Genomic DNA, 6128 nt, shown 5'->3' on the forward strand with positions numbered 1-6128 from the left:
CTCCCCCTCAGGCCTGAACAGCCCCGACTGACGCACCCGGCGCGCGTTCGCACACGCGCGCCTGCTCATTCCTGTTCAGGACCAAGACTCGATGACTCTCAAGACCTCCGCAGCGCCGCGCGCGCTGTTCATGACGCTGAGCGCCGCCGCGCTCGGCATGACCGCCCTGCCCGCCGCCGCCCAGACAGTCGTTCAGGGCCCCTCCACCCAGCTGGACGAGATCATCGTCACCGGCGCCCGCAATCCAGAGGATCCACCCGTCGTCGCCGAGGCCCGTCGCCGCCTGTCGCGCACACCGGGTGCCGTCGCCGTGGTTTCGGCTGAAAGCCTCCAGGATCGGTACGCACCCAACATCGCCGACGCCCTGCGCGACGTGCCCGGCGTCTATGCGCAGAAGAAGTGGGGCGGCGACGTACGCATCTCGATCCGCGGGTCCGGCATCGGCAACGCCAACCACCTGCGCGGCCTGTTCGTCTCCCAGGACGGAATCCCCTTCAACGAGGCCGACGGCTTCGGCGACGTCCAGATGGTCGATCCCCTGCTGGCCCGCTACACCGAGGTCTACAAGGGCGGCAATGCCCTGCGCTTCGGCGGGTCCCTGCTGGGCGGGGCGGTCAACCTGGTCACGCCGAACGGTGCCAGCATCGGCCACACGGCCAGCGTCCGTGCCGACTACGGCTCCTGGCAGACCGCACGGGTTCACGCCGAGGTCGGCGGTGTTCGCGGCGACTGGGACGGCTATCTGGGCGCCACCGGCGCGAGCGCCGAGGGCTGGCGCCAGAATTCGGACGGCCAGCAGCAATACATCACGGCCAACCTCGGCAAGAGCTTCGGCGAGGACCGCGAGGTCCGGCTGATCGTCCAGGGGGCCTATATCCACCAGCAGATCCCCGGCTCCCTGACCCTGGCCCAGGCACTGAACACCCCGGTGATGCCCGCCGCCGCCAACGTCACCAATGACTATCAGCGCGACTACGCCTCAGCCCGCACCACCCTGTCGACCCGGTGGCGGCTGTCACCCGGACTGCTGTTCGAGGGGGCCGTCTATGGCACCTGGAAGGATCTGCACCATCCGATCTTCCAGGTCATCGACCAGCAGAGCCGCAACTACGGAGCCTTCGGTCGGCTGGACTGGGAGGGCCGGCTGTTCGGCCTTCGCGCCGACGCCTTCGGCGGGGCCTGGTACCGGGTCGGTGACCTGGACGCCCGGCAGTTCGTCAATGTGCGCGGTTCCAGCGGCACCCGCACCGCCAAGGCCCGCCAGAACGCCGAGGCGCTGGATGTGTTCGGCGAAGGCCGCCTGTTCGTCACCGACAGCGTCGCCCTGGTCGCCGGCGGGGCTCTTGGCCGGGCTGAACGGGACTATCAGAGCTTCGGCCTGCCCGGCGTCGCCTCGGCCTTCAACCTGACCACGGGCAAGGCCTATGAGTGGTTCGCGCCGCGCGTCGGTCTGTTGTGGGAAGGGCCATCGGGGGCCCAGGCCTATGCCAACGTCACCCGCTCGATCGAGCCGCCCAACTTCGGCTCCCTGTCCCCCACCGTCGGCGGCTTCGCGGCGATCGAGGCACAGGAGGCCTGGACGTACGAGGCGGGCGTCCGGGGTCGCAACACGCAGTTCTCGTGGGACGTCGCGGTCTATCGCGCCGAGCTGGACAACGAACTGCTGACCTTCATCGTCAATCCCGCCCTTGGCATCCCGGCGGCAACCTTCAATGCCGGGCCCACCGTGCATCAGGGGATCGAGGCCGGGCTCGACTGGCGGTTCGCACCCGGATGGAGGCTGCGCCAGACCTATGCCTATTCGGACTTCTTCTTCGAGGGCGACAAGGCCTACGGCAACAACGACCTGCCGCTGGTCCCGCCGCATCTGTACCGGGCCGAGTTGCGCTATGCCCACCCCTCCGGCTGGTTCGTCGCCCCGTCGGTCGAATTGACCCTCTCCGACAGCTGGGTCGACTACCAGAACACGCTGAAGGCCCCCGGCTATACCATCCTGAACCTCGGCTTCGGCTGGACGGTCAGCGAGAAGACCCGCCTGTTCGTTGATGCACGCAACCTGACCGACGAGCGCTATATCTCCAACTTCGGGGCGGTGACGGATGCCCGCGTCGCCTCCACCGCCGTCTTCTGGCCGGGCGAAGGCGTCTCGGCCTTCATCGGCCTGCGGATCGACTACTGATGGCCCGTAACGATACCTCGGGAGCGGCTTCGGCCGCTCCCCTCTCGGGGGCCTATCGCGCGGTCTGGCGCTGGCATTTCTACTCCGGGCTGCTGGTCCTGCCGTTCCTGATGCTGATGGCCCTGACCGGGGGCCTTTATCTGTTCAAGACCGAGATCGACGGCCTGGCCTACCGGTCCCTGTCCCATGTCGAGGCGCGGCCTCAGACCACCTCGCCCGACCGCTGGATCGCCGCCGCTGAGGCCGTGACCGGTGGCAAGGTCGCCAATGTCCTGGTCCCGGTGCGAGCCGACGAGGCGGCCCGGCTGACGGTCCGGCTGCAGGACGGGACCAAACGCACCGCCTTCGTCGATCCGCATGACGCCCGACTGATCGGCGTGACGCCGTTCGGTGGCGTGATGGAGACGGTGAAACGGCTGCACAGCCTGGTGCTGGTGGGATCGTGGGCCAACTATGTCGTCGAGATCGTGGCCGGCTGGGCCATCATCCTGGTGGCCACCGGCATCTTCATGTGGTGGCCACGCGGGCGGCAAGTCGGGGTGGTGACCCTCAGGGCGACCGATCCGAAACGCCGCCCCTTCTGGCGCGACCTGCATGCGGTCACGGGCCTTTATGCAGGCGCCGTCATCGCCTTCCTCGCGGTGACGGGAATGCCCTGGTCGGCCTTCTGGGGCGATCAGTACATGGCCTATGTCAAGGAACACGGCCTCGGTCGGCCAAAGCCCCCCGCCGGAGCCTTCGTCAATGCCGGGCACCAGGACGCACCCGTGGGCGTCGGCTGGACCATGGAGGGGATGGTGATGCACGGCGATCATCTGATGCCAGCCCCTGTCCCGCCCAGGCTGTCGAGCGTGATCGACGCAGCAGACAGCAGAGAATTGGCGCGACCCTATACCGTCTCCATCCCGACCGACCCGACCGTCGCCTGGACCGCCGCGCGCGTCGTGGATCGGGTCGAGGACACCCGCATCCTCTATATCCAGCCGGGAACGGGCACGGTTCAGGCCGACGTCGCCTACGGTCAGTTCGGCGTGGGGGCGAAAGCCTTCGAGTGGGGCATCGCCGTACACGAAGGCCGCCAGTACGGCTGGATCAATCGCTATGTGATGCTCGGCGGCTGTATTGCCATCTGGCTTCTGGCGATCAGCGGCATCGTCATGTGGTGGAAGCGCCGACCGCCCCGGTTGGCCAAGGGCCGGCTGGGCGCGCCCGAGGCACCCGCCGACCCCCGGACCCGCGCGGCGGTGCTCGGCATCGTGCTGCCCCTCGGCATTCTCTTTCCATTGACGGGATTGAGCCTGGTCGTGGCCCTGGCGATCGATCAGGTCGTGCGTCGCATCAGGGGAGGTCTGAGCCGCTGAACCATGGGCGGCTGGTCGCGATCACAACCATTGGAGGCGGCCTGCCTCACCCTTCGTAGTGTTCGGCGACCGCCTTCTTCTCGTCGTCAGGGTCGACGACCTGTTTGAAGATCAGCTTGTCGATCCGACGGTCGTCCATGTCGACGACCTCGACCTCGAACCGGCCCAGTTGCAGGATCTCGCCCTCATCCGGCACGCGTGACAGATGATGCAGGACCAGACCGGCGACGGTGTGGAACCCTTCGGTCTCGCCGAAGTCCTCGCCCAGCACGTCGGACAGTTCATCCAGGTCGGTCTGGCCGTCCACCAGCCAGCTGCCGTCCTCGCGCTCGCGCACGCTGACGTCGGCGTCATCGTGACCTTCGTCGAAGTTGCCGGCGATCATTTCCAGCAGGTCGGTGGCGGTCACCACGCCCTCGAAGGCTCCGAACTCGTCGACCAGAAATGCCATGTGGACCTTGGACGCCTTCAGGATCTCCAGCGCCTTGAGCACCGAGGTCGATTGCGGGATGAAGGCCGGGGTCTGGACGTGTTTCTCGATATTGAACTCGCCGTTATCCAGCAGGCTGTCCAGCAGGTCCTTCTTGTGGACGACGCCCAGCGGGTTGTCGACGTCGTTCTCGCGGGCCACCACGATCCGCGAATAAGGGCAGGTGCGGACCTCTTCGCGCAGTTGAGCCTCCGAGTCGTCCAGCGCGACCCAGAAGACCTCGTGACGCGGCGTCATGGCCACCCGGATCGGCCGGTCGCCGAGGCGTAGGATTTCCTCGATCATCGTCTGTTCTTCGGGCTCGATCAGACCCGAGGCCGTCCCCTCGGCGATCATGGTCTCGACCTCCTCCTGGGTGACGTCGGACCCGTCGCGGTCCTTGACGCCCATCAGCTTGAGGATGCCCGAGGTTGAAGCAGTCAGCAGCACGACGAAAGGATGCAGAACGATTGCTACAGTTGAAATGGGTGCCGCCATCTTGGCAGCAATCGTCTCGGGAAAGATGAGCGCCAGTCGCTTGGGCACAAGCTCGCCGACGATCAGCGACACATAGGTGATGCAGATGACGACCAGCAAAGTCGAAAAGATTTCCGTGTAGGCTGCCAGCGCCGGGAACGTCGCCTCCAGGATGAGGTTGAGTTCACCCGCGATTGCGGCCTGACCAAAGGCACCGGCCAGAATCCCGATCAGGGTGATGCCGACCTGGACCGCAGAGAGGAAATGGGTCGGGTTCTCAGACAGCTTCAAGGCGGCCCGCGCGCCTCGGTCCCCCCGTTCAGCACGGCTTTGGAGCTTGGATCGGCGGGATGAAACAACCGCCAACTCGGTCATGGCGAACAGGCCGTTGAGCACCACGAGGAGCAGAACGACGACGATGGCGATCAGTAACATCTAGGGGGGTTTGAAACCGGCGCGGCGCGACAGTCGGCGTCCGCTGTTCGCTCCTAGCCGAAAACGCGGACTTTCGCCACGGATTCCTTGGTCGATCGGGCGATCAGCCGCCAGTGCGACCGGCGTCGATGCCGCCATAGGCACCGGAGCGGCCGTTGTCGCCGCTGTCGAGGGCCGCGCAGGCCGACATCCCGATCAGGGTGCCGATGAACAGGCCGATGTGAAGCGCGCGCCGCATGGGTTACCAAATCCTTAACGTTCGTGATCCGAACGTAGGCGGCAATCGGCGGTTCCATGCAAGTCCCCTCCCCTGAGACGGGCAGGACGTGGTGAATGCAGGCGTCTGGCAGACGTGTCGCCGGGGCTAGCGTGCCATGCAGATGTCACCGGCGAACAGCTGTTCCACCGTCCCGTCCGGCCCGGCGGAGGTCAAGAAGCCACCGACACCATCCACCGAAATCTCGACCGCATCGAGCGTGGTCTCGGGCAGGCTGAAATCATTGCCGGCTTGCGCCGCCGCCCGGGTCGAGCCGACGTGAAGGCCGGAAGTCGTCCTGACGGTCGCATCGTCGGCGCGCCAGCCGACGAAGGCCCCGTCCTGTAGCACCACCTGCACGGCATCACCCCAGTCGAGCACCGTCGCCGATCCCGTAGGGCAGTCCTGGTTCTCGCTGACGATCGGATCGGACCCCAGCGCCGCCTTCACCGCGGCCTCGACCGTCGCGCGCGGCGAACCGAAGGCGATCGGGGTCGACCCCGGGCCGGCCTTCAGCCCCTCACCGTCCACGACGATCGACGCAGTGGCCGCCGGCACAGGCGCGGTTGTCGGAGGGTTCGCCGGAGCGCTGGCCGGTTCGGCCGCAGGCTCCTCGCAGGCGGACAGCGCCAGCGCCGACAGGCCGACGATGCAGAGATGACGAATGACCATGTGACACTCCCCGAAATCCGCCCGTGGTCGGCGGTGATCGAAGGTTAGGCCACATGACCCATGCTGTCACGATTGCAACGAATTCCCTTCGCCCCTTGCCGGAGCAGGGAAGCATACAAAGCAAAACGGCCGCCGGGTTGCCCCGACGGCCGTGCTGTATTCACACTCAACCGCGCTCAAGCAGCGAGCGACCGCGTCGCTCGCGTCAGCGTCGTGACAAGATCAGGCGATGATCTTGGCGACGACGCCGGCGCCGACGGTGCGGCCGCCTTCACGGAT

Annotated in this window: 5 protein-coding genes; 2 read left to right on the plus strand and 3 right to left on the minus strand. The window is 66.7% G+C overall.

Annotated elements, in window-relative coordinates; all coding sequences use genetic code 11:
* Window positions 1-91: 91 nt before the first annotated feature.
* Both JHC99_RS17050 and JHC99_RS17055 read left to right on the plus strand, forming a co-directional pair.
* Complete coding sequence (locus JHC99_RS17050; RefSeq protein WP_292155838.1) at window positions 92-2179, plus strand: TonB-dependent receptor; 2088 nt, start codon at window positions 92-94, stop codon at window positions 2177-2179.
* Window positions 2179-3540, plus strand: a complete 1362-nt coding sequence (locus JHC99_RS17055; protein ID WP_292155839.1) for a PepSY domain-containing protein — start codon at window positions 2179-2181, stop codon at window positions 3538-3540. The genes JHC99_RS17050 and JHC99_RS17055 overlap by 1 nt, the downstream gene beginning before the upstream one ends.
* A gap of 46 nt (window positions 3541-3586) precedes the next feature.
* Here the strand turns inward: JHC99_RS17055 and JHC99_RS17060 are convergent, their stop codons facing one another.
* The 3 genes from JHC99_RS17060 to JHC99_RS17070 form a co-directional block, all read right to left on the minus strand.
* On the minus strand, window positions 3587-4921 hold the full coding sequence (locus JHC99_RS17060; protein ID WP_292155840.1) for a hemolysin family protein: 1335 nt from the start codon (window positions 4919-4921) through the stop codon (window positions 3587-3589).
* A 103-nt stretch (window positions 4922-5024) separates the two neighbouring features.
* The gene (locus tag JHC99_RS17065) at window positions 5025-5159 is read right to left on the minus strand and encodes a hypothetical protein (protein WP_271147074.1); all 135 of its coding nucleotides are present in this window, start codon (window positions 5157-5159) and stop codon (window positions 5025-5027) included.
* A 126-nt stretch (window positions 5160-5285) separates the two neighbouring features.
* The gene (locus JHC99_RS17070; RefSeq protein WP_292155841.1) at window positions 5286-5849 is read right to left on the minus strand and encodes a hypothetical protein; all 564 of its coding nucleotides are present in this window, start codon (window positions 5847-5849) and stop codon (window positions 5286-5288) included.
* Window positions 5850-6128: the final 279 nt, after the last annotated feature.

Source organism: Brevundimonas sp., from assembly GCF_016463485.1.
GTDB lineage: Bacteria > Pseudomonadota > Alphaproteobacteria > Caulobacterales > Caulobacteraceae > Brevundimonas.

Coding starts and splice junctions, on each gene's coding strand:
- JHC99_RS17050 (WP_292155838.1), top strand. CDS start 92: ATGACTCTCAAGACCTCCGCAGCGCCGCGCGCGCTGTTCATGACGCTG.
- JHC99_RS17055 (WP_292155839.1), top strand. CDS start 2,179: ATGGCCCGTAACGATACCTCGGGAGCGGCTTCGGCCGCTCCCCTCTCG.
- JHC99_RS17060 (WP_292155840.1), bottom strand. CDS start 4,921: ATGTTACTGATCGCCATCGTCGTCGTTCTGCTCCTCGTGGTGCTCAAC.
- JHC99_RS17065 (WP_271147074.1), bottom strand. CDS start 5,159: ATGCGGCGCGCGCTTCACATCGGCCTGTTCATCGGCACCCTGATCGGG.
- JHC99_RS17070 (WP_292155841.1), bottom strand. CDS start 5,849: ATGGTCATTCGTCATCTCTGCATCGTCGGCCTGTCGGCGCTGGCGCTG.